The organism is Pseudomonas brassicacearum (assembly GCF_000585995.1).
GTDB lineage: Bacteria > Pseudomonadota > Gammaproteobacteria > Pseudomonadales > Pseudomonadaceae > Aquipseudomonas > Aquipseudomonas brassicacearum_A.
Genome location: NZ_CP007410.1, coordinates 2,144,473 through 2,166,466, shown reverse-complemented (window position 1 = coordinate 2,166,466; position 21,994 = coordinate 2,144,473). Strand labels below are relative to the sequence as shown.

The window sequence follows — 21,994 nt, the reverse complement described above, 5'->3', positions numbered from 1 at the left end:
GAGTGAGTACCTACCCATGTCTTCCACCACGAGCAACGGCAAGGCGATTTTTCGCGTTGTCAGCGGCAACTTCCTGGAGATGTTCGACTTCATGGTCTACGGCTTCTATGCCACGGCCATTGCCAAGACGTTCTTCCCTACCGACAGTGCTTTCGCCTCGCTGATGCTGTCCCTGGCCACGTTCGGTGCCGGGTTCCTGATGCGCCCCCTGGGGGCAATTTTTCTCGGTGCCTACATCGACCGCCACGGCCGCCGCAAAGGCTTGATCATCACCCTGGCGATGATGGCCCTGGGCACCATACTGATCGCCTGCGTGCCGGGCTACGCCGTCCTCGGCGTGGCGGCGCCCTTGCTGGTGCTGCTGGGCCGATTGCTGCAAGGCTTCTCCGCGGGTGTGGAACTGGGCGGTGTATCGGTGTACCTGGCGGAAATCTCCACGCCAGGGCGCAAGGGCTTCTTTGTCAGTTGGCAGTCCGCCAGCCAACAGGCTGCCGTGGTGTTTGCCGGCCTGTTGGGGGTTGGCCTCAATCACTGGCTGAGCCCCCAGGAAATGGGCGATTGGGGCTGGCGCGTGCCGTTCCTGGTGGGTTGCATGATCGTGCCGGCGATATTCGTGATCCGTCGCTCACTGGAGGAAACACCTGAATTCCAGGCGAGAAAGCATCGCCCTACCCTGTCGGAAGTCGTCCGTTCGATCGGTCAGAATTTCGGCGTCGTCTTGGCTGGCATGGCGCTGGTGGTGATGACCACGGTGTCGTTCTACCTGATCACCGCTTACACGCCGACCTTCGGCAAGGCCGAATTGAACCTGTCGGACCTGGACGCGCTGCTGGTCACGGTGTGCATCGGCCTGTCGAATTTCTTCTGGCTACCCGTGATGGGGGCGTTCTCCGACAAGATCGGACGCAAACCCCTACTGCTCGGTGCGACTATCCTGGCGATCCTGACGGCGTACCCGGCGCTGTCCTGGTTGGTGGCGAACCCCAGCTTCAGCCATTTGCTGATCGTCGAGCTGTGGCTGTCGTTCCTGTATGGATCGTACAACGGTGCCATGGTGGTGGCCTTGACGGAAATCATGCCGGTTGAAGTGCGCACCACTGGTTTCTCCCTGGCCTACAGCTTGGCGACAGCAACGTTCGGCGGGTTTACGCCAGCGGCGTGTACTTATCTGATCCATGTGCTCGACAACAAGGCTGCACCGGGGATATGGCTCAGTGGGGCGGCGGTGCTGGGGTTGATTGCGACCCTGGTGTTGTTCAAGGGCAATCGGCATGAACTGCGGACCGCACAGGCTTCAGTCATCGGCGGCGCCTGACAGATCGCCATCGCGAGCAAGCTCGCTCCCACAGGATGTACACGATCAAACTGTGGGAGCGAGCTTGCTCGCGATGAGGCCAGCACAGGCGCCACAAAACCCGGACAAAAAAAACGCCCCGACAAGTCGGGGCGTTTTCATGTGCGGCTAAGGCTTAGCGCGGGAATGCTGGCGGGTTTACCCCGGCCATGTCTTCCATCACGCGAACCACCTGGCAGCTGTAACCGAACTCGTTGTCGTACCAGACGTACAGAACAACGCGGTTGTCTTGGCAGATGGTTGCTTCAGCGTCCACTACACCGGCGTGGCGCGAGCCCACGAAGTCGGTGGACACCACTTCCTGCGAGTTAACGAAATCGATCTGCTTGTGCAGATCGGAGTGCAGCGCCATGTAGCGCAGGTACTCGTTCATCTCTTCACGAGTGGTGGCTTTCTCAAGGTTCAGGTTGAGAATGGCCATCGACACGTTCGGCGTCGGCACACGGATCGCGTTACCGGTCAGCTTGCCAGCCAGTTCAGGCAGGGCCTTGGCAGCGGCGGTGGCAGCACCGGTCTCGGTGATGACCATGTTCAGCGCGGCGCTGCGGCCACGACGGTCACCCTTGTGGAAGTTGTCGATCAGGTTCTGGTCGTTGGTGTACGAGTGAACCGTTTCGACGTGACCGTTGACGATGCCGAACTTGTCGTTCACAGCCTTGAGCACCGGCACGATGGCGTTGGTGGTGCAAGAGGCGGCGGAGACGATCTTGTCGTCAGCGGTGATTTCGCCGTGGTTGATGCCGTGGACGATGTTCTTCAGCTTGCCCTTGCCAGGCGCGGTCAGAACGACGCGGTCGATGCCCGGGCAGGCCAGGTGCTGGCCCAGGCCCTCGGCATCACGCCATACGCCGGTGTTGTCCACCAGCAATGCGTCCTTGATACCGTACTGGGTGTAGTCCACCTCGGTCGGGCTCTTCGCGTAGATCACCTGGATCAGGTTACCGTTGGCGAGAATGGTGTTGTTTTCTTCATCGATGATGATGGTGCCGTTGAACGAACCATGGACCGAATCACGACGCAGCAGGCTGGCGCGCTTGGTCAGGTCGTTCTCGGCGCCTTTACGCACCACGATCGCCCGCAGGCGCAGGCCGTCGCCGCCACCGGTTTTTTCGATCAGGATACGCGCCAGCAGACGGCCGATACGACCGAAGCCGTACAGGACCACGTCAGTGCCTTTGCGAGGCGAAGCGTTCTGCTGGCCAACCACATCGGCCATTTCTTCACGCACGAACTGCTCGGCGCTACGGCCATTGCCTTCGTTGCGGAACTTGAACGCCAACTTGCCCAGATCCACCGAAGCCGCGCCGAGCTTGAGCTCGCTCATGGCTTTGAGCAGGGGGAATGTTTCGTGGACGGAGAGTTCGCTGTCGTCGGAAGAACGGTGGCGAGCAAAGCGGTGGGCTTTGAGGATCGCGATGACAGACTGGTTGATCAGGCTGCGGCCATAGATCGAGCTCACCACGTTGTTATTGCGGTAGAGCTGACCGATGAGAGGGATCATCGCTTCTGCGAGAGCTTCACGATCAATCCATTCACCAAGACACTGGTCGGGCTTCTGAGTCACGGTAACCTTCCACATGTAGGGGCTGAAAAAAGGGGCTACATTATGCCGCCGAGTCCATCGCGGAGCAATGCGCGCCCGTCGCACCGTGGTTTTCCTGTCTGCCAAGGTAGTCTGCGACTGACAGCCGCCCCCTTCCCCCGCTACAATTGTCGACTTTGTCGCAACGCTGGAGCTCAACCTTCCGTGCCCGTTCTGCGTCTTCCGCTACTCCCTGCCGCGGCAGGTAAACAGCACTGGGGCAACCTGCCCGGTGCCGCCCTGAGCCTGGCCATCGCCGAGGCTGCCAGCGCTGCAAAGCGTTTCACCCTGCTACTGACCGCCGACAGCCAAAGCGCTGAACGGCTGGAACAGGAGCTGAGTTTCTTCGCCCCGGACTTGCCCGTGCTGCATTTCCCGGACTGGGAAACCCTGCCCTACGATCTGTTTTCACCCCACCAGGACATCATTTCCCAGCGAATCGCCAGCCTTTATCGGCTGCCGGAGCTCAGTCATGGCGTTTTGGTAGTGCCGATCACCACGGCCCTACATCGCCTGGCTCCGACCCAATTTCTGCTCGGTAGCAGCCTGGTGCTGGACATCGGCCAGAAGCTCGATGTCGAGCAAATGCGCAGCCGCCTGGAAGCCAGTGGCTATCGCTGCGTCGACACGGTGTACGAGCATGGCGAGTTCGCCGTGCGCGGCGCCCTGATCGACCTGTTCCCGATGGGCAGCAAACTGCCTTATCGCATCGACCTGTTCGACGACGAAATCGAGACCCTGCGTACCTTCGACCCGGACAACCAGCGCTCCATCGACAAAGTACAGTCGATCCGCCTGTTGCCGGCCAAGGAATTCCCGCTGCAAAAAGACGCCGTGACCCGCTTCAAGGCGCGCTTTCGCGAGCGCTTCGATGTGGATTTCCGCCGCTGCCCGATCTTCCAGGACCTGAGCAGCGGGATTACCCCCGCGGGTATCGAGTACTACCTGCCGCTGTTTTTCGAAGAAACCTCCACCCTGTTCGATTACCTGCCCCAGGACACCCAGGTGTTTTCCCTGCCGGGCATCGAACAGGCGGCGGAAAATTTCTGGAACGACGTGCGCAATCGCTACGAAGAGCGTCGCGTCGATCCTGCCCGTCCTTTATTGCCACCCGCCGAGCTGTTCCTGCCGGTGGAAGACTGCTTTGCCCGCCTCAAGAGTTGGCCACGGGTGGTGGCGAGCCAGCAGGACGTGGAAACCGGCGTCGGCCGTGAGCGTTTTCCGGCCAGGGCACTGCCGGACCTGGCGATCGAAGCCAAGGCCACGCAACCCTTGGCGGCACTTGCCGGCTTCCTCGACGCGTTCCCCGGTCGTGTCCTGTTCACCGCCGAATCCGCCGGCCGTCGCGAAGTGCTGCTGGAGCTGCTCGAACGCCTGAAGCTGCGACCCAAGACAGTCGACAGCTGGCCGGACTTCGTCGCGAGCAAGGATCGACTGGCGATTACCATCGCGCCACTGAACGACGGCCTCGTCTTGGATGATCCGGCCCTTGCCCTGGTGGCGGAAAGCCCGCTGTTCGGCCAGCGCGTCATGCAGCGTCGCCGTCGCGAGAAACGTGCAGACGCCGCCAACGACGCAGTCATCAAAAACCTCACCGAGTTGCGCGAAGGCGCGCCAGTGGTGCACATCGACCACGGCGTGGGTCGCTACCTGGGCCTGGCGACCCTGGAAATCGACAATCAGGCCGCCGAGTTCCTGACCCTGGAATACGCCGAGGGCGCCAAGCTCTACGTGCCGGTGGCGAACCTGCACCTGATCGCCCGCTACACCGGCAGCGACGACGCCCTGGCCCCGCTGCATCGCCTGGGCTCGGAAACCTGGCAGAAAGCCAAGCGCAAGGCCGCCGAACAAGTGCGCGACGTCGCCGCCGAACTGCTGGACATCTATGCCCGCCGCGCCGCCCGCGAGGGTTACGCCTTCGCCGACCCGAAAGCCGACTACGAAACCTTCAGCGCCGGTTTCCCGTTCGAAGAAACCGTCGACCAGCAGACCACCATCGAAGCCGTGCGCGCCGACATGCTCGCGCCCAAGCCGATGGACCGACTGGTGTGCGGCGACGTGGGCTTCGGCAAGACCGAAGTGGCGATGCGCGCCGCGTTCATTGCCGTGCACGGTGGCAAGCAGGTCGCGATTCTTGTCCCGACCACCCTGCTCGCCCAGCAACACTACAATAGTTTCCGCGACCGCTTTGCCGACTGGCCGGTGACCGTGGAAGTGATGAGCCGCTTCAAGTCCACCAAGGAAGTGAACGCCGCCGTGGCCGACCTGGCCGAGGGCAAGATCGACATCGTCATCGGTACGCACAAGCTGCTGCAGGACGACGTGAAATTCAAGAGCCTGGGGCTGGTGATCATCGACGAAGAGCACCGCTTTGGCGTGCGCCAGAAAGAACAGCTCAAGGCCCTGCGCAGCGAAGTCGATATCCTGACCCTGACCGCCACGCCGATCCCGCGCACGCTGAACATGGCGGTGTCGGGCATGCGCGACCTGTCGATCATCGCCACGCCGCCGGCCCGGCGCCTGTCGGTGCGCACGTTCGTCATGGAGCAGAACAAAAGCACGATCAAGGAAGCCTTGTTGCGCGAGCTGCTGCGTGGCGGTCAGGTCTACTACCTGCACAACGACGTGAAGACCATCGAAAAATGCGCCGCCGACCTGGCCGAACTGGTGCCGGAGGCCCGCATTGGCATCGGCCACGGGCAGATGCGCGAACGTGAACTCGAACAGGTCATGAGCGACTTCTACCACAAGCGCTTCAACGTGTTGATTGCCTCGACCATCATCGAGACCGGCATCGACGTGCCGAGCGCCAACACCATCATCATCGAGCGTGCCGACAAGTTCGGCCTGGCCCAGTTGCACCAGTTGCGCGGCCGGGTCGGGCGCAGTCACCACCAAGCCTATGCCTACCTGTTGACGCCGCCGCGCCAGCAGATCACCCCGGATGCCGAGAAGCGCCTGGAGGCCATCGCCAATACCCAGGACCTCGGCGCCGGGTTCGTGCTGGCCACCAATGACCTGGAAATCCGTGGCGCCGGCGAATTGCTGGGCGACGGCCAGAGCGGCCAGATCCAGGCCGTCGGCTTCACCCTGTACATGGAAATGCTCGAACGGGCGGTCAAGTCAATCCGCAAGGGCGAACAACCGAACCTCGACCAGCCCCTGGGCGGCGGGCCGGAAATCAACCTGCGGGTACCTGCGCTGATCCCGGAAGACTATCTGCCGGATGTCCACGCGCGACTGATTCTCTACAAACGCATCGCCTCGGCCAGCGACGAAGAAGGCCTCAAGGACCTGCAAGTGGAAATGATCGACCGCTTCGGCCTGCTGCCGGAGCCGACCAAGAACCTGGTGCGCACGACGCTGCTCAAGCTCAAGGCCGAACAACTGGGCATCAAGAAAGTCGACGGCGGCCCCAACGGCGGTCGTATCGAGTTCGAGGCCCAGACCCCGGTCGATCCGCTGGTGCTGATCAAACTGATCCAGGGCCAGCCCAAACGCTACAAGTTCGAAGGTGCCACGATGTTCAAATTCATGGTGCCCATGGAACGCCCGGAAGAGCGTTTCAATACCGTAGAAGCGCTGTTCGAGCGCCTCACTCCGACCACTGCTTGAAGGACGCCACATGCGCCTGTTTCGCTCACTGACCTTGTTGATGACCCTGGTCGCTCCCCTGGCGTTTGCCGACGACCTGTATCAGGTTGAAATGATTCTGGTCCGGCAGAACGCGGAGCCGGTGATTGTCAGCCGTGCCGCGCCGGAGGACTGGGACGCCGGAGCGCATCGCCTGGACGCAGATAGCCAGCGCACGCCGGCGCTGGGCGGCATCGTGGAGAAACTCAATGCCAGCGGCCAGTACACCGTATTGATGCACAAGGCCTGGCAGCAAAAGCTGGGCGAACAGGGCAGCAAAGTCGCCATCAGCGACGGCACCGAACAGTTCGGTCAATTCCCTATCGAAGGCACCCTGGAACTGAAACTGGGGCGTTTCACCGATGTGGATGCCGACTTCTGGATCAACCAGATCGACACCAATGGCCTGGTGACGTCCAGCGAACGCCTTAAACAGCAGAGCCATACCAAGAATGGCCAGTTGAACTTCCTCGACAACGGCCATTTGGGCCTGCTGATCAAGCTCACCTCGCTGACCGCGCCCGCGCCACGGCAGGCGCCTGAAGTCATTCCGGACTGATCGGCGTACCTATGCCTTCGCCCCTGAGCAAACCTCTGGCACCTTCCTGGGTCAATCGATTCAAGGAACAGAGCCTGGAGCGTGGGCGCCGTTATGCGCTGGAAAACCGCGTCAGGATTGTCGAGGCCGGCGACAGCACCATCACGGCCAGTTGCGAAGGTTCTGGCGGCAACGTCTATCGTCAGACCATTCGCCTTAAAGAGTCAGCCAAGGGCGCGTTGATTCTGCTCGAGGCGGCTTGTACCTGCCCGGTGCGCATCAACTGCAAGCACTGCGCGGCGGTATTGCTGCAGGTCCAGGAAACCCTGGCGTACCCGGCCGCCGAGAAAGACGCGCAGTTGCTGGAGAAACTCCAGGCGGTGCTGGACAACCGCAGCCCCAAGGCCCCGCCGCAAGTGCTGGTGGAGAACGTGCAACCGATGCCACGCCTGTGGCTGGCCAGTATCGAGTTCAGCGCCTTCGAACCGCGCAACGGCAAGATGCAGCGTTACATTCAGCACCGGGCCGCGCTGTCCTTCAGTTACCTGGACGAATACGTCAGCGGCCAGCGCAACACTGACGTGCTGATTCGTCAGGAAACACAGACGTTGCGGATAAAACGCCATACCGATGTGGAACAGTCCTACCGCGAACAGCTACGCATCCTCGGTTTCAAGATCGCGACACGGCAAAGCAAGGCCCTGCCGGAAAGTGCCGGCGAGCTGTACGAAATGGTCAACGACAGTGCCTGGCTGACGTTCACCCTCAACGACCTGCCCAAACTGCGTGATCAGGGCTGGGAGTTACAGATCGATGAGGATTTCGGCTTCGACCTGACGGCCGTGGACGAGTGGTACGCCACGGTCGAGGAAACGCCGGAACGGGACTGGTTCGACCTGGAACTGGGAATCATCGTCAATGGCGAGCGTCTGAGCCTGCTGCCGATCCTGCTGAACCTGATGCGCTCGCACATCGAATTGTTCAACCCGGAACGCCTGGCCAGACGTCGCGACGATGAGCTCATTCTGGTCAACTTGCCCAACCGCCCGAACTCTGAATTCGGCCCGCAGCAAGTGGCCCTTCCCTATGGCCGCCTGAAACCGGTGCTGGCGACCCTGGGTGAGTTTTACCTGCAAGAGCCGGGCACCACCAAACTGCGCCTCAACAGCGCGGACGCCTTGCGCCTGAACCCGCTGCAAGACATGCCACTGACCTGGGAAGGTGGCGAACACCTTCGCGGCCTGGCCCAACGCCTGCGGGACATCAAGGATTACACCGCCACCGCGCCGGACGGCCTGAACGCAACACTGCGGCCTTATCAACTCGAAGGCTTGAGCTGGATGCAATCGCTGCGACAGCTGGAAGTCGGCGGCATCCTCGCGGACGACATGGGCCTGGGCAAAACCCTACAGACCCTGGCGCACATTCTCAGCGAAAAAAACGCCGGGCGTCTCGATCGGCCGTGCATGGTGGTGATGCCCACCAGCCTGATCCCCAACTGGCTCGACGAAGCGGCTCACTTCACACCGCAGCTCAAGGTACTGGCCCTGTATGGCGCCGGGCGCAAGAAACATTTCGAACGACTGGCCGAATACGACCTGGTCCTCACTACCTATGCACTGCTGCCCAAGGATGTCGAGCGCTTGGCGGTGCAGCCGTTGCACGTGCTGATCCTCGACGAAGCCCAGTACATCAAGAACCCCACCAGCAAAGCCGCCCAGGCCGCCCGCGAACTCAACGCCCGGCAGCGACTGTGCCTGTCCGGTACGCCGCTGGAAAACCACCTGGGGGAACTGTGGTCGCTGTTCCATTTCCTGCTGCCGGGGTGGCTTGGGGACGTCAAGAGTTTCAACCGCGATTACCGTGTACCGATTGAAAAGCGCGGCAGCGACGTACGACTGCAACACCTCAACGGTCGGATTAAACCCTTCCTGCTGCGCAGGACTAAAGAACAAGTGGCGACGGAGCTGCCACCCAAGACCGAGATCATCCATTGGGTCGAACTCAGCGACGCCCAGCGCGACGTTTACGAAACCATGCGCCTGGCCATGGACAAAAAAGTCCGCGATGAGATCACCCGCAAAGGCGTGGCCCGCAGCCAGATCATTATTCTCGAGGCACTGCTCAAGCTCCGCCAGGTGTGTTGCGACTTGCGCCTGATCAACGACGCCACCCTCCCCACCCGCGGCAGTACCTCAGGCAAGCTCGACAGCCTGATGGAAATGCTCGAAGAGCTGTTTGAAGAAGACCGTCGGGTGCTGCTGTTTTCTCAGTTCACGTCCATGTTGGCGCTGATTGAAGATGAGCTGAAAAAGCGCGGCGTCGAGTATGCGATCCTGACCGGCCAAACCCGGGACCGACGCACACCCGTCAAGGAGTTCCAGAGCGGCAAGCGTCAGATCTTTCTGATCAGCTTGAAGGCTGGCGGTGTAGGCCTGAACCTGACCGAGGCCGACACCGTGATTCACTACGACCCGTGGTGGAACCCGGCCACCGAAAACCAGGCTACCGACCGTGCCTACCGCATCGGCCAGGAAAAGCCGGTGTTCGTCTACAAACTGATTGCCCGGGGCACGGTGGAAGAGAAAATTCAGCTGCTGCAGAAGGAAAAATCCGATCTGGCGGCCGGCGTGCTGGATGGGCGCGTGGCCGGAGACTGGAAACTGCAGAGCGACGATATCGAGGCTCTGTTTGCGCCGCTGCCGGACAAGCTGGAGAAGCGCTGAGGCTTAGCGATGCCGGAGATTGGCACCGGGCCATGTGGCGAGGGAGCTTGCTCCCGCTCGGTTGCGCAGCGACCGCTAATGGGTTGGGGCCGCTACGCTGCCCAGCGGGAGCAAGCTCCCTCGCCACAGGATGACTGCGCGCCTCAACAAACCGGGTAAGAAACCTTACTGACCCGCCATCAACACCCGCGCCAGCGTCGACTTCACCTTCCCCATCCCATCATGCAGCGCCTGCTCGATCTCGGCCATGGTGATCACGGCCGTGGACTTGCCCGCCGCGGGATTCACCACCAGGGCCAGGCAGGCGTAATCCAGCTCCAATTCACGGGCCAGCGCCGCTTCCGGCATGCCGGTCATGCCGACGATGTCGCAACCGTCGCGCTCCAGGCGGGCGATTTCGGCCACCGTTTCCAGGCGTGGTCCCTGGGTGCAGGCATACACGCCGTGACTGCTGTAGCCACACCCTTCGGCGGCCAGGGCCGCGATCAACTGCTGGCGCAGCGACTCACTGTAGGGGTAGCTGAAATCGATGTGGGTAACCGCTTCCAGGTCATCGGCAAAATAGGTGTGCTGACGGCCGCTGGTGTAATCGATCAACTGATGGGGCACGCAGAAATGCCCGGTCCCCATCCCGGCATGAATCCCGCCCACGGCGTTGACCGCCAGGATCGCCTCAGCGCCGGCCTGCTTGAGGGCCCAGAGATTGGCGCGATAGTTCACCTGATGGGGCGGAAAACGATGGGGATGACCATGACGAGCCAAAAACAGCACTTCGCGCCCGGCGTAGTCGCCGATCTGCACCTCGGCCGATGGCGCGCCATAGGGTGTATCCACCGCCAGAGACTGACGAATCGTCAGGCCTTCGAGCTGGGTCAGGCCGGTGCCGCCGATAATTGCGTAAACGGTCATAAAAGGGGTCCTTAATCGATCAGTTGGGCGGCTTTCAGCGCGCCGATCGCCGTCAGCCAACGGGGATCCTGACGGTATTCAGTGGAGGCGAACGCCTGGCCGCGCATGCGGGCAATCCGCGCCGATGGCTTGACCTTCAGGCGCTGGGCGGCGCCCAGGGCCAGTTCAGCGGCAGCGCGGTCGTTGCACACCAGGCCCATGTCGCAACCGGCCGACAAGGCAGCCTCAATCCGACTGGCCGCATCACCGACCACGTGGGCGCCGGCCATCGACAAATCGTCGCTGAAAATCACGCCATCGAATTGCAGCTCGCCTCGCAGGATCTCCTGCAGCCAGCGCCGGGAAAAACCCGCCGGATTGGCATCAACCTGCGGATAAATAACATGGGCGGGCATGACCGCCGCCAGTTGCTTGCTCAGCTTGGCAAACGGTACCAGGTCGTTGGCGCGGATCTGCTCGAGACTGCGCTCATCGTTGGGAATGGCCACGTGGGAATCAGCCTCAGCCCAGCCATGCCCAGGAAAATGCTTGCCGGTTGCGGCCATTCCGGCGGCGTTCATGCCACGAATAAATGCACCGGCCAACACTGCCGCACGCTCGGGGTCACCCTCGAAGGCACGGCTGCCAACCACCGCGCTGCGCTGGTAATCGAGGTCCAGCACCGGGGCAAAGCTCAAGTCGAGGCCGACCGCCAGCACTTCCGTGGCCATGATCCAGCCGCACTGTTCGGCCAGGTATTCTGCATTCGGATTGTCGGCAATTGCCCGCATCGCCGGCAAACGCACAAACCCCTGGCGCAAGCGCTGCACCCGCCCCCCTTCCTGATCGACCGCCAGCAAAAGGTCGGGACGGATGGCACGGATCGAGGCACTCAGCTCGCGCACCTGCCGTGGATGCTCAATGTTGCGCGCAAATATAATCAGGCCGCCCACTTCGGGTTGGCGCAACAGGTGGCGATCTTCGGCCGTCAGCCAGGTACCGGCGACGTCCACCATCAACGAGCCTTGCAGGCCAGCAGTCATAGCATTTCCTTAATAACGATGAACCCCACATGCACAACCGCGCCGCCGGGCTCCAGGCCCGGCAGGCCGCGGTTATGCAATGAAATATAAAGCGGGTTCGAAACGAGAGTCGGCATGGGCGGCTAGCTTAGCGGATGTGGGCAACCGCGCCCACCCGTGTACTCAAGCCTTGGCGAGCGCCGGGGCTGATTTGCTGCGCGGACGCAACTGCGCGGCGGCCATGGCCTCATCAGTGACACCGCTTTCGGCACGCATGCCGGCCGCCAGGAACGGCACCATCAGGCGCATCACCTGCTCAATCGAAGTGTTCACACCGAAATCGGTTTCTGCGATGGCCCGCAGCGCCTTGATACCGGACATGCTGAACGCAGCGGCGCCGAGCATGAAGTGCACGCGCCAGAACAGCTCGATCGGTGGAATGCGCGGCGCAGCCTCATTGACCAGCAGCATGTAGCGGCGGAACACCTTGCCGTACATGTCTTCCAGATAACGTCGCAAGTGACCCTGGCTCTGGCTGAATGCCAAGCCCAGCAGGCGCATGAAAATGGAAAGGTCGTTACCACTGCGTGGCTGCACGGCAAGCGCTTGCTCCACCAGCATTTCCAGCAATTCTTCCAGGGTGGGTTTGACGTCAGGCTTGGCCTGGCGACGCTCCAGCTCGCGATCGAGGCTGAGGCAGAATGGCCCGAGGAAGCGCGAGAAAACCGCCTGGATCAGGGCTTTTTTCGAACCGAAGTGGTAATTCACCGCCGCCAGGTTGACCCCGGCCTTACTGGTGATCAGACGCAACGAGGTTTCGGCGAAACCTTTTTCCGCGAACAATTGCTCGGCAGCATCGAGAATGCGTTCAACGGTTTCCGACTGGGCCATGGCTACTCCGCCTGACAAACACTTGTTTGAAACATACGTTTCAGCCTTGGGGTTGTCAAGCCTGCCGGGACGTTTTGCGAACGCCCGGTCACCTATTTAACCACACCTTTAAACAGGCTGTAGTCATCCCCGTTTCCAGCAGCCGACCGACCGTCGAGCGGCCAGAGAAAAAAGGAGGATTGCCAAGTAGCGTCCACTGTATATAATCCCAGTCACTGTATAAAAAGACAGAGCGATCATTATGCTAAAGCTGACGCCACGCCAAGCAGAGATTCTGGCCTTCATCAAACGCTGCCTCGAAGACAACGGCTACCCGCCGACCCGCGCGGAAATCGCTCAGGAACTGGGTTTCAAGTCGCCCAACGCGGCTGAAGAACACCTTAAGGCGCTGGCCCGCAAGGGCGCGATCGAAATGACCCCGGGCGCGTCCCGTGGCATTCGTATTCCTGGCTTCGAAGCCAAGGCCGACGAGACCACCCTTCCGATCATCGGCCGGGTAGCAGCAGGCGCCCCGATCCTCGCTCAGCAGCACGTCGAGGAGTCATGCAACATCAATCCTTCATTCTTTCATCCACGGGCTGATTATCTGCTTCGCGTGCATGGCATGAGCATGAAGGACATCGGCATCTTCGACGGCGATCTGCTGGCGGTCCACACCACTCGCGAGGCTCGCAACGGCCAGATCGTGGTGGCACGAATTGGTGATGAAGTCACCGTCAAGCGCTTCAAGCGCGACGGCAGCAAAGTCTGGCTGATCGCCGAGAACCCCGAGTTCGCCCCTATCGAAGTGAACCTGAAAGATCAGGACCTGGTCATCGAAGGCTTGAGTGTTGGCGTCATTCGCCGCTAAAGGAGGCTTTATGCAGTTCCCACACACACCACAGCACACGCAACTTCCGCTGTTCGAGGCGTTCATGGCCCAACCGCTGGTTCCAGTCCTGAAAGAAGTGATCGAGTCACCCTGGGGCGTCGAACCCGAGGCTTTCAGTGAACTGTCGTTACGTGGTGCGGCCGGGAACTGCCTGAACCTGCTGGCGCCGATTCTGCGAGAGCTCAGCCAGGACCAGGACGCTCGCTGGTTGACCCTGATTGCACCGCCGGCCAGCGTGACCCAGGCCTGGCTGCGAGACGCCGGCCTGAACCGTGAACGCATCCTGCTGCTGCAACCACGGGGCACCCAAAGCGCCCAACAACTGACTTGTGAAGCCTTGCGCCTGGGCCGCAGTCATACGGTGGTCAGCTGGCTCAATCCGTTGACCGCGACCGCGCGGCAACAATTGATCAGCGCCGCCCGCACCGGGGACGCACAAAGCCTGAATATTCGATTGGGCTAAACAAACGCAGGGCTTCTCCAGGGCAGAGAAGCCGGCCAGTCATGCAAACTTCCGAAGAAACCGACCGACGGAATCAATGAAGAACCCGCGGCCCCTCTTCCTTGTTGAATTCGCCTTCAACCAGGCGACCCGCCATCTGAACGCCCACACTCAGCATCGCCTTCGCGACTTCGACGTGTTGGCCTTGAAGGAATACCTTGGCATCTTCGGAGAAGTTCAGGGTAACCAGAGAACCTTCGTCCTCAGCCCTGCGCAGCTCGATGCGGCCATCAGGAAGTTCGACAATTTCTAGAAAGGACGTAGGCATAAAAGTCTGTTCTCCACGAAAGGCGAGGATTATATAGTCATCGGCCAGGCTTCGCTCGGGATCTTGACCAAGCGTTATCAACAAACAGACCGGGCTGAAGGAAAATTCAGCACTCGTTCAAACCTTCGCGAAAGCGGATCGCCAGGCTTTTCAAGTTCTGGCGCCAGCTCTCCAGCTCCTCCTGGCTCAGCTCCTGTTCAGGGTCTTGCTCGTCCAGGTTGACCGCAACGATCAACGGTTGAGTCACGTCCCCCTTGGGCTTGCGAGGAGCCCGTGGCGGCTGGAACAGCGCCGCGTGGGCTGCCAACAGCTGGGCCAGCCAGGTTTCCGGGTTATGGGCCAGCTCCACCATCTCGGCCAACTCCGGGATGGCGATGGTGTCCAGCACTTCGTGGGTCAGCAGCAGTTCGGCCCGGGGCGCATTCGCTTGTGGCAGGCGATAGAAACCTGCAATTTCATGACACAGTCCCAACAACGCACCGTACAAATGAAACAACGCTGATTCGCGTCCTGCCTGGATCAGCGCCGGGGAATTCATCGCACGCCCGTCCTCCGCCTTGGCGAGCGCTTCGAGCGACAGGCCGGCGAAATAAATCTTCTGGTTGGTGCGGGTGTAGAGTTCGTGGGCCATGGCGGCATTCTCCCCAACGAAATAAAAGCTTCATGCAAGGGCGACAGTGTCGTGGATCAACCGAGGCCACTGCAAGCCAAAAACAAAAAGGCCGCATGAAAACCCTTGGGTGATCATGCGGCCTTTTTGTTAGGTCTATGCGGATTTAGCGATTGTAGAGGGCGGCTGCGCCGCCAGCGGGAGCAAGCTCCCTCGCTACAAGAGCCTCAACCCCGCCCTCCAGACAAGCCCTGGCGATCAGCGCTTGTCTTCAACGGTCCATTTACCGCCATCGTAGTACGCCTTCCAGCCGGTAGGCTTGCCGTCGACTTCGGTCTGCACATACTGCTCCTTGGTCTTGCGGCTGTAGCGAATCACCGCCGGGCGCCCCTCCGGATCTTTTTGCGGCGCTTCACAGAGGAAATGGTACTTCGGATCGATCTCGCTCTTATGCGGCAGGATCTCCATCACCAACGGTGCACGGGTCTCGCGGTTTTTCGGGAACTGACTGGCCGCCAGGAACAGGCCGGAAGCACCGTCGCGCAAGATGTAGGTGTCATTGACCTTCTCGCACTTGAGCTCCGGCATCTTCACCGGATCCATCTTCGGCGGCGCCGCATCACCGCTCTTGAGCAGTTTGCGGGTGTTCTTGCAGGTTGGGTTGGTGCAACCGAAGAACTTGCCGAAACGACCGGTCTTGAGCTGCATCTCGCTGCCGCACTTGTCGCATTCCAGGCTCGGACCTTCGTAGCCCTTGATGCGGTAGGTGCCTTCTTCGATCTCGTAACCGGCGCAATCCGGATTGTTACCGCAGATGTGCAGCTTGCGCTTTTCATCCAGCAGGTAGGCATCCATCGCCGTGCTGCAGATCGGGCAGCGATGCTTGCCGCGCAATACCAGGGATTCCGACTCGCCCTCGTCGTCGGCTGCGATTTCATCGCCCGGCACGAGGTTGACCGTCGCCTTGCAGCGTTCCTTGGGTGGCAGGCTGTAGCCCGAGCAACCGAGGAAGACACCGGTCGAGGCGGTGCGGATTTGCATCGGACGTCCGCAGGTCAGGCACGGAATGTCGGTCATGACCGGCTGGTTGGCCCGCATGCCGTTGTCCGGGCTTTCGGCCACTTCGAGTTTTTTCTTGAAATCGCCGTAGAACTCGTCGAGGACGTTTTTCCAGTCCCGCTCACCCTGGGCCACATCGTCGAGGTTCTCTTCCATGCCGGCGGTGAAGCCGTAGTCCATCAGGTTCGAGAAGCTCTCGGACAAACGCTCGGTAACAATGTCCCCCATCTTTTCCGAATAGAAACGACGGTTGTGCAGCGCCACGTAGCCACGATCCTGGATGGTGGAAATGATCGCCGCGTAGGTCGAAGGACGACCGATGCCACGCTTTTCCATTTCCTTGACCAGGCTGGCTTCCGAATAACGGGCCGGCGGCTTGGTGAAGTGCTGCGTCGGATCAAGCTTGATCAGCTTCATCACATCGCCCTGGGCCATGTCCGGCAGGACGTCGTCATCCCCAGGCTTGGTGATTTGCGGCATGACACGGGTGTAGCCGTCGAACTTCAGGATGCGGCCCTTGGCGCGCAACTCGAAGTCGCCGGCACCGACGCTGACCGTGGTCGACAGGTATTGCGCCGGCAGCATCTGGCAGGCCAGGAACTGGCGCCAGATCAGCTCGTAGAGACGCTCGGCATCGCGTTCCATGCCCGACAACTTACTTGGCTCGGTGTTGGCGTCGGACGGACGAATCGCTTCGTGCGCCTCTTGCGCGCCTTCCTTGCTGCTGTAGACGTTCGGCGTTTCCGGCAGGTATTTCTTGCCGAACTCGCTTTCTATATAAGTGCGCGCCATCGCCACGGCATCGACCGAAAGGTTGGTCGAGTCGGTACGCATATAGGTGATGTAGCCGGCTTCGTACAGACGCTGGGCCATCATCATGGTTTTCTTCACACCAAAGCCCAGGCGGTTGCTCGCGGCCTGTTGCAGGGTAGAAGTAATGAACGGCGCCGACGGCTTGCTGCTGGTCGGCTTGTCTTCGCGCTTGACGATGCTGTAGCTGGAAGCCTTGAGCTTTTCCAGCGCCGCCATGGCCTGGGCTTCGTTGAGCGGCTTGAAGGCTTCGCCCTTTTCCCGCGCCACGTCGAAGCGCACGGTGGCGCCCTTCGCGGTGCCGAGGTCGGCATGGACTTCCCAGTACTCTTCAGGAATGAATGCGCGGATCTCGCGCTCGCGCTCCACCACCAGCTTCACCGCAACCGACTGCACGCGACCGGCAGACAGGCCGCGGGCGATCTTGGCCCACAGCAGTGGCGAGACCATGTAGCCCACCACGCGGTCAAGGAAGCGGCGCGCCTGCTGGGCGTTGACCCGATCGATGTCCAGCTCGCCTGGCTGGGAGAAGGCTTCCTGGATGGCCTTCTTGGTGATTTCGTTGAACACCACGCGCTTGTAGCGGCTGTCATCCCCACCAATGGCTTCGCGCAGGTGCCAGGCAATGGCTTCCCCTTCGCGGTCCAAGTCCGTCGCGAGATAGATGGTGTCGGCATCCTTGGCGAGCCGGCGCAGCTCTTCGATGACCTTTTCCTTGCCTGGGAGGATCTCGTACTTGGCTTTCCAGCCGTGTTCCGGATCGACCCCCATGCGCGAGACCAGCTGCTTGCGCGCCTTGTCTTTCGGCGACAGCGCCGGCGCTTCACCAGCCGCAGCCTTGCCGCGCTTGGCGGCAGGCTCCTTGCTGGCGCTAGCCGAACCGCTGGTGGGCAGGTCTCGGATATGGCCGATACTCGACTTCACCACGTATTGGTTGCCCAGATACTTGTTGATGGTCTTGGCCTTAGCCGGGGATTCCACAATGACCAGCGATTTGCCCATGGATCAGAAAATTCCTGAATTCTAAAAAGTGAAAGGCGGTTGGCGCCTGACGCGGCACCGCTATATATAGTGGCTGCAAGGTGAGGTCAAGCGCAGGGTTACCCACATGTTGGCCTCAAGGCTTGGAAAAAATGCTCTCCTCGGCCTGCACCAAAGCAAAGCGTGGCACCTGTTCGCCGTCAACCTCGACGGACTCCTGGAACATGCTCAAGGGACGCACCCAAAAGCCGTAATCGCCATACAGGGCTTGATAGAAGACCACTTCTTCCTCGGTCTCGGAATGCCGCGCGATGCTGAATACGCGGTACTGCGGACCTTTGTAATGTTGGTAGAGCCCAGGTTGTATCGGCATGTCTTGGCCCTCTCTCAAATCTTTTCAAAATAAAAACAATTTTTTTTACTAAACCCGGAAAAAACAAAAACCGGGGCACTTGGCCCCGGCTTCCATCGACGTAACGCTTAGACGCGTTCGAAGACAGTGGCGATGCCTTGGCCAAGGCCAATGCACATGGTGGACACCCCAAAGGTGCCGCCGTTCTGCTTCATGACGTTGAGCAGGGTGCCAGAGATGCGCGCGCCGGAGCAACCGAACGGGTGACCCAAGGCGATCGCGCCGCCGTGCAGGTTAACCTTCTCGTTCATCTTGTCGAGCACTTTCAAATCTTTCAGCACTGGCAGGGCCTGTGCGGCGAAAGCTTCGTTGAGTTCGAAGAAGTCGATATCGGAAATGCTCAGGCCTGCACGCTTCAAGGCTTTCTGCGTAGCCGGTACTGGACCATAGCCCATGATCGCCGGGTCCACACCTGCCACGGCCATCGAACGAATCACCGCCATCGGCTGGATGCCCAGGTCCTGGGCACGCTGGGCCGACATCACGATCATGCACGAGGCACCGTCGGTGATCTGCGACGAAGTACCAGCTGTCACGGTGCCGCCCTTCGGATTGAATGCCGGCTTGAGGGCCGCCAGGCTTTCCAGGGTGGTTTCCGGACGAATGGTTTCGTCGTAGTCGAACAGCTTCAGGAAGCCGTTCTCGTCGTAGCCCTGCATCGGGATGATCTCGTCCTTGAACTTGCCTTCCACGGTCGCCTTGTGGGCGAGCTGGTGGGAGCGCACGCCAAAGGCGTCCTGCTGTTCGCGAGTAATGCCGTGCATTTTGCCGAGCATTTCCGCAGTCAGGCCCATCATGCCCGAGGCTTTTGCCGCGTACAGCGACATGTGCGGGTTCGGATCGACACCGTGCATCATGCTCACGTGGCCCATGTGCTCGACACCACCGACGACGAATACATCACCGTTGCCAGTCATGATCGCCTGGGCGGCGGTGTGCAGCGCGCTCATGGACGAACCACACAGGCGGCTGACGGTCTGGCCGGCCGCAGTGTGGGGGATCTGGGTCATCAGCGAAGCCATGCGGGCGATGTTCCAGCCCTGCTCCAGGGTCTGGTTCACACAGCCCCAGATCACGTCCTCGACTTCGTTGGGGTCGACCTTGACGTTGCGTTCCAACAGTTTGCTGATCAGGTGCGCCGACATGTCTTCGGCGCGGGTATTGCGGTGCATGCCGCCCTTGGAGCGGCCCATCGGCGTACGACCGAAGTCGACAATCACGACGTCTCTAGGATTCAAGCTCATAAATGTTCTCTCGCTCTAGTCGTTGGGCGCTTAACCGAAGAAACGCTGGCCGTTCTTGGCCATCTCACGCAGCTTCGCGGTCGGGTGGTACAGCGCGCCCAGATCAGCGTACTGGTCAGCCAGGGCAACGAACTCGGCCACACCGATCGAATCGATGTAACGCAGCGCACCGCCACGGAATGGAGGGAAACCGATACCGTAGACCAGACCCATGTCGGCTTCGGCGGCGGTTTCGACAATGCCGTCTTCCAGGCAACGAACGGTCTCGAGGCACAGCGGGATCATCATCCAGTTGATAATGTCTTCGTCGGTGACTTCACGCTGCTCGTAGATGATCGGCTTGAGCACTTCCAGCACCGACGAATCGGCGACTTTCTTTTGCTTGCCGCGCTTGTCGGTCTCGTAGGCGTAGAAGCCCTTGCCGTTCTTCTGACCCAGGCGCTTGGCTTCGTAGAGCACATCGATAGCCGAACGACGGTCGTCCTTCATGCGGTCCGGGAAGCCTTCAGCCATGACGTCGCGACCGTGGTGGCCGGTGTCGATGCCGACCACGTCCATCAGGTACGCCGGGCCCATGGGCCAGCCGAATTTCTCCATGATCTTGTCGATGCGCACGAAATCCACGCCAGCGCTGACCAACTTGGCGAAACCGCCGAAGTAAGGGAACAGCACGCGGTTGACCAAAAAGCCCGGGCAGTCATTGACGACGATCGGGTTCTTGCCCATTTTCTTGGCGTAGGCCACGGTGGTGGCTACGGCCAGTTCGCTGGACTTCTCACCCCGGATCACTTCCACCAGCGGCATCATGTGCACCGGGTTGAAGAAGTGCATGCCGACGAAGTTTTCCGGACGCTTGAGGGCCTTGGCCAGCAGCGAAATGGAAATGGTCGAGGTGTTCGAGGCGAGGATAGTGTCCTCTTTAACCTTGTCTTCGACTTCAGCCAGTACCGCCTGCTTGACCTTCGGGTTCTCGACAACCGCTTCGACCACCAGGTCGACATGGCCAAAATCGCCGTAGGACAGGGTTGGACGAATGCCGTTGAGCACTTCGGCCATCTTCGCCGCAGTCATGCGACCTTTATCAACGCGGCCGACCAGCAGCTTGGCCGCTTCGGCCAGGCCTTGCTCGATACCGTGTTCGTTGATGTCTTTCATCAGGATCGGCGTGCCTTTGGACGCCGACTGGTAGGCGATACCGCCACCCATGATGCCGGCACCGAGTACCGCGGCCTGCTTCACGTCACGGGCGATTTCGTCGTAGACCTTGGCCTTTTTCTTCAGCTCCTGGTCATTGAGGAACAGACCGATCAGGCTTTGCGCAGCCGAGGTCTTGGCCAGCTTGACGAAGCCTGCGGCCTCGACTTCCAGGGCCTTGTCGCGACCGAAGTTCGCGGCTTTCTGGATGGTCTTGATCGCTTCGACCGGCGCCGGGTAGTTCGGGCCTGCCTGACCGGCGACGAAACCCTTGGCGGTCTCGAAGGCCATCATTTGCTCGATCGCGTTGAGCTTGAGCTTTTCCAGCTTCGGCTGACGCTTGGCCTTGTAGTCAAACTCGCCGCTGATGGCGCGTTTGATCATTTCAAGGGCCGCTTCCTGGAGTTTGCCAGGCTCGACCACGGCATCCACCGCGCCGACTTTCAGGGCGTCTTCAGCACGGTTTTCCTTGCCAGCGGCAATCCACTCGATGGCGTTGTCGGCACCGATCAGGCGCGGCAGGCGCACGGTACCGCCGAAGCCTGGGTAGATGCCCAGCTTGACTTCCGGCAGGCCGATCTTGGCGACGGTGGACATGACGCGGTAGTCCGCGGCCAGGCACATTTCCAGGCCGCCGCCCAGGGCGATACCGTTGATGGCCGCGACGGTCGGTACGTTGAGGTCTTCGAAGTCGCTGAAAATACGGTTGGCTTCGAGGTTGCCAGCGATCAGTTCGGCATCGGGCAGCTTGAAGTTATCGACGAATTCGGTGATATCGGCGCCGACGATGAAGACGTCCTTGCCGCTGCTGACGATCACACCCTTGATCGAAGCATCTGCCTTGATAGTGTCCACGGCCTGACGCAATTCATTCAGGGTTAGACGGTTGAACTTGTTGACGGACTCACCCTTGAGATCGAACTTCAGTTCGACGATGCCACTTTCAAGAGCCTTAACCGTGATGGCTTTACCTTCGTAAATCATCAACTGATCTCCACGATATGGAAGCTGAACAGTACACGTTGGACGCTGGCTGCTGGTTCGGCATTGACGTTACCGTCGATGCTACGCCAATCCGCCGGGCACACCCGTCAACGCGATAGTCGGGTTCTGTAGGAGCATTCTGAAAATACAAACGCTCAATTCATACGCCCGTTTGATTTGGGTACGTCACCTTCACGGAATTTCCGACAATTGTCAATCGCCCTAAACAGGGGGCTGAGCACGACTTTACGGTCATTTCCGAACCATACGGATCCACAACACCGCACCGCATGAGCAGCTATTCATAGAATCAATAATTAGAAAAATCGCCCTAATTCCAGACATACCGGATCCAGCCGACTACGCTGTCGGAAGCGCGAATGAATATTTGGGAACGAAGGACGTTACGAACGCACGCCCTGACA

At 60.5% G+C, this 21,994-nt stretch carries 16 protein-coding genes; 6 read left to right on the top strand and 10 right to left on the bottom strand.

What is annotated here, in order from left to right; translation table 11 throughout:
* Nucleotides 1-16: 16 nt before the first annotated feature.
* On the top strand, nucleotides 17-1,315 hold the full coding sequence (locus CD58_RS09370; RefSeq protein ID WP_025212758.1) for an MFS transporter: 1,299 nt from the start codon (nucleotides 17-19) through the stop codon (nucleotides 1,313-1,315).
* Between the two features lie 154 nt (nucleotides 1,316-1,469).
* Here the strand turns inward: CD58_RS09370 and CD58_RS09365 are convergent, their stop codons facing one another.
* On the bottom strand, nucleotides 1,470-2,933 hold the full coding sequence (locus tag CD58_RS09365) for a glyceraldehyde-3-phosphate dehydrogenase (RefSeq protein ID WP_025212757.1): 1,464 nt from the start codon (nucleotides 2,931-2,933) through the stop codon (nucleotides 1,470-1,472).
* Between the two features lie 168 nt (nucleotides 2,934-3,101).
* On the opposite strand from CD58_RS09365, the gene mfd reads away from it, so the two are divergent.
* The 3 genes from mfd to CD58_RS09350 are packed head-to-tail and all read left to right on the top strand — an operon-like array spanning nucleotide 3,102 to nucleotide 9,833.
* Nucleotides 3,102-6,551, top strand: a complete 3,450-nt coding sequence (mfd, locus tag CD58_RS09360; RefSeq protein ID WP_025212756.1) for a transcription-repair coupling factor — start codon at nucleotides 3,102-3,104, stop codon at nucleotides 6,549-6,551.
* Between the two features lie 10 nt (nucleotides 6,552-6,561).
* The gene (locus CD58_RS09355) at nucleotides 6,562-7,128 is read left to right on the top strand and encodes a CsiV family protein (protein ID WP_025212755.1); all 567 of its coding nucleotides are present in this window, start codon (nucleotides 6,562-6,564) and stop codon (nucleotides 7,126-7,128) included.
* A gap of 11 nt (nucleotides 7,129-7,139) precedes the next feature.
* On the top strand, nucleotides 7,140-9,833 hold the full coding sequence (locus CD58_RS09350; RefSeq protein WP_025212754.1) for a DEAD/DEAH box helicase: 2,694 nt from the start codon (nucleotides 7,140-7,142) through the stop codon (nucleotides 9,831-9,833).
* Between the two features lie 165 nt (nucleotides 9,834-9,998).
* Here CD58_RS09350 and CD58_RS09345 read toward each other — a convergent pair whose 3' ends face one another.
* The 3 genes from CD58_RS09345 to CD58_RS09335 all read right to left on the bottom strand — a co-directional run bounded on the left by CD58_RS09345 (nucleotide 9,999) and on the right by CD58_RS09335 (nucleotide 12,634).
* Complete coding sequence (locus tag CD58_RS09345) at nucleotides 9,999-10,742, bottom strand: S-methyl-5'-thioinosine phosphorylase (RefSeq protein ID WP_025212753.1); 744 nt, start codon at nucleotides 10,740-10,742, stop codon at nucleotides 9,999-10,001.
* Between the two features lie 11 nt (nucleotides 10,743-10,753).
* On the bottom strand, nucleotides 10,754-11,752 hold the full coding sequence (gene nagZ / locus CD58_RS09340) for a beta-N-acetylhexosaminidase (RefSeq protein WP_200868922.1): 999 nt from the start codon (nucleotides 11,750-11,752) through the stop codon (nucleotides 10,754-10,756).
* Between the two features lie 174 nt (nucleotides 11,753-11,926).
* Nucleotides 11,927-12,634, bottom strand: a complete 708-nt coding sequence (locus CD58_RS09335; protein WP_025212751.1) for a TetR/AcrR family transcriptional regulator — start codon at nucleotides 12,632-12,634, stop codon at nucleotides 11,927-11,929.
* A 241-nt stretch (nucleotides 12,635-12,875) separates the two neighbouring features.
* Here CD58_RS09335 and lexA point away from each other — a divergent pair, with 241 nt between their 5' ends.
* Nucleotides 12,876-13,484, top strand: a complete 609-nt coding sequence (lexA, locus tag CD58_RS09330) for a transcriptional repressor LexA (RefSeq protein ID WP_003199651.1) — start codon at nucleotides 12,876-12,878, stop codon at nucleotides 13,482-13,484.
* Nucleotides 13,485-13,494: 10 nt separating this feature from the next.
* On the top strand, nucleotides 13,495-13,968 hold the full coding sequence (gene sulA, locus CD58_RS09325; protein WP_003199648.1) for an SOS-induced cell division inhibitor SulA: 474 nt from the start codon (nucleotides 13,495-13,497) through the stop codon (nucleotides 13,966-13,968).
* A 73-nt stretch (nucleotides 13,969-14,041) separates the two neighbouring features.
* Here the strand turns inward: sulA and CD58_RS29145 are convergent, their stop codons facing one another.
* The 6 genes from CD58_RS29145 to fadB form a co-directional block, all read right to left on the bottom strand.
* Nucleotides 14,042-14,275 carry a hypothetical protein gene (locus CD58_RS29145; RefSeq protein ID WP_003183419.1) on the bottom strand — a complete coding sequence of 78 codons (234 nt, stop codon included), beginning with the start codon at nucleotides 14,273-14,275 and terminating at the stop codon, nucleotides 14,042-14,044.
* Nucleotides 14,276-14,381: 106 nt separating this feature from the next.
* Nucleotides 14,382-14,906, bottom strand: a complete 525-nt coding sequence (locus CD58_RS09315; protein ID WP_025212750.1) for a DUF6586 family protein — start codon at nucleotides 14,904-14,906, stop codon at nucleotides 14,382-14,384.
* A 237-nt stretch (nucleotides 14,907-15,143) separates the two neighbouring features.
* The gene (gene topA / locus CD58_RS09310; protein WP_025212749.1) at nucleotides 15,144-17,756 is read right to left on the bottom strand and encodes a type I DNA topoisomerase; all 2,613 of its coding nucleotides are present in this window, start codon (nucleotides 17,754-17,756) and stop codon (nucleotides 15,144-15,146) included.
* 115 nt (nucleotides 17,757-17,871) lie between these two features.
* Nucleotides 17,872-18,108 (bottom strand): DUF1653 domain-containing protein, encoded by a 237-nt coding sequence (locus CD58_RS09305; RefSeq protein WP_025212748.1) that lies wholly within the window; start codon nucleotides 18,106-18,108, stop codon nucleotides 17,872-17,874.
* A 107-nt stretch (nucleotides 18,109-18,215) separates the two neighbouring features.
* Entirely contained in the window at nucleotides 18,216-19,391 is a 1,176-nt protein-coding gene (gene fadA, locus CD58_RS09300; protein ID WP_025212747.1) for an acetyl-CoA C-acyltransferase FadA, read from the bottom strand.
* 30 nt (nucleotides 19,392-19,421) lie between these two features.
* Nucleotides 19,422-21,569, bottom strand: coding sequence for a fatty acid oxidation complex subunit alpha FadB (fadB, locus tag CD58_RS09295; protein ID WP_025212746.1), 2,148 nt, complete (start codon nucleotides 21,567-21,569; stop codon nucleotides 19,422-19,424).
* Between the last annotated feature and the right edge of the window lie 425 nt (nucleotides 21,570-21,994).